The following is a 2,209-nucleotide window of genomic DNA, read 5'->3' as shown; positions in this document are numbered from 1 at the left end:
AGGCTTCGCGCGCGGGCGGCGATAGCGGCGGATGCTTGCCGACCTGGGTACGGTCGACATAGGTGACGGCGGCGGCCGCGGCGGTGGCCTCCAAGCGCGTGAGCTGAGAGAGCCCGTCCATGGTTGCGACGGCAAAGTAATCGCACAGTCGCTTCTCGGCGGTGGCGCCGTCGAAGACGTCGCGGGTCAGCGGCGTCACCGCCGGCAGCTCGCGCAAGGTCTGTCCGAGTTCGCTGTCGTTGTAGAGTGCGTCGGTGACGATCGCCTCGTTCGGGTTGATGCGCGCCAGCGTCGCGGCGAGCTCGCCGCTAGAGCATTCCAGCACGGTGAATTCGGCGGTCGAGATGTCGATCCAGGCGAGGCCAAAGCGGTCGCCGCCGCCGGAAGTCCGGGCGCGCGCGACGGCCAGCAGATAATTGTTGGCACGCGCGTCGAGCAGCGTGTCTTCGGTGAGCGTGCCCGGCGTCACCAACCGTACCACGCCCCTGCGCACGACGCTCTTGTTGCCGCGCGCTTTCGCGGCCGCGGGATCCTCGGTCTGCTCGCAGACCGCGACGCGGTGGCCGGCGGATATCAGGCGATGCAGGTAATCCTCGGAACGCTCGACCGGCACGCCGCACATCGGGATGTCGGCGCCCTGATGCTTGCCGCGCTTGGTCAGCACGATGCCGAGCGTCCTGGAGGCGATCTCCGCGTCCTCGAAGAACAATTCGTAAAAGTCGCCCATCCGGTAGAACAGCAGCAGGCCCTGATGCGCCGCCTTGATCTCAAGGTACTGTTCCATCATCGGGGTGACCCGCGCGGCGGCTTCCGCTGGCGGCGCGGGCGTGTCGTCGGGGGGCGGGACGGGGATCGGCTGTGGCATGGTCATGGGCGGCGCAACCTACAAAATTTCGGCACCTGCTCCTATCGCTTTGGCCGGCAGGACCGGGTTTTCCACGTTGTCCGCATTGCGGCATGCGTGGCTGGCGTGCGCCCCCCTCGGAACACGCGCGGATCAGTCAATTGACCTGCCGCGGGCGCGCTCCTAAAACTCCGCCGTCATTGAAGAATTCTGGCCGAACCGCGGCATTCAGGGAGAACAACGATGCGTGACGTCTTTATCTGCGATGCCGTGCGGACCCCGATCGGCCGCTTCGGCGGCTCGCTCGCCAAGGTGCGCGCCGACGATCTCGCCGCCGCCCCGATCAAGGCGCTGATGGCCAAGCATCCCAATCTCGACTGGGCCCAGGTGGACGAAGTCTTCTTCGGCTGCGCCAACCAGGCCGGCGAGGACAACCGCAACGTCGCGCGCATGGCGCTCCTGCTCGCGGGTCTCCCGGATTCGGTTCCGGGTCAGACCCTGAACCGCCTCTGTGCCTCCGGCCTCGATGCCGTCGGCGCCGCAGGTCGCGCCATCCGCTCCGGCGAGATCGAGCTTGCGATCGCCGGCGGCGTCGAATCCATGACCCGCGCGCCCTTCGTGATGGGCAAGGCGCAAGAAGCGTTCTCGCGCTCCGCCGAAATCTTCGACACCACGATCGGCTGGCGCTTCATCAATCCGCTGCTGAAGGCGCAGTATGGCGTCGATGCCATGCCGGAGACCGGCGAGAACGTCGCCGAGGAATTCCAGGTCTCTCGCGCCGACCAGGACGCCTTCGCCATCCGCTCGCAGCAGCGCGCAGGTGCCGCGATCGCCGCCGGCTATTTTGCGGAAGAAATCATCGCGATCACCATTCCCGGTGGCAAGGCGGGCCCGATCACCGTCGACAAGGACGAGCATCCGCGTCCCGAGACCACGCTGGAAGGTCTCGCCAAGCTGAAGCCGATCGTGCGCAATCCCGGCACGGTGACCGCCGGCAATGCCTCCGGCGTCAATGACGGCGCTGCCGCGATGATCCTGGCTTCGGAAGCTGCGGTGAAGAAGCATGGTCTGACGCCCCGCGCGCGCATCCTCGGCCCTGCCTCGGCCGGCGTGCCGCCGCGCATCATGGGCATCGGCCCGGTGCCGGCGACCCGCAAGCTGATGGAACGGCTCGGCAAGAAGATCAGCGATTTCGACCTGATCGAGCTCAACGAGGCCTTCGCCTCGCAGGGCATCGCCTGCATGCGCCAGCTCGGCGTCGCCGACGATGCGGATTTCGTCAATCCGCATGGCGGCGCGATCGCCCTCGGCCATCCCCTCGGCATGAGCGGCGCACGCCTCGCGCTCACCGCCGTCCACGGCATG

1 protein-coding gene and 1 pseudogene are annotated in these 2,209 nt (G+C 67.5%); one reads left to right on the top strand and one right to left on the bottom strand.

The features are described from left to right. Positions 1-871 (bottom strand): annotated as a pseudogene (locus MOV75_RS35355) (DNA mismatch repair protein MutS); the annotation flags it as partial. A gap of 216 nt (positions 872-1,087) precedes the next feature. Between MOV75_RS35355 and pcaF the strand changes: the two are divergent. After that, the coding region (gene pcaF / locus MOV75_RS35350) for a 3-oxoadipyl-CoA thiolase (RefSeq protein WP_247007659.1) at positions 1,088-2,209 on the top strand (1,122 nt) is incomplete at its 3' end.

It is taken from the genome of Bradyrhizobium sp. PRIMUS42, assembly GCF_023006515.1.
GTDB lineage: Bacteria > Pseudomonadota > Alphaproteobacteria > Rhizobiales > Xanthobacteraceae > Bradyrhizobium.
Note: the sequence above shows the minus strand (reverse complement) of the source record. Positions and strands in the feature narration are given on the sequence as shown.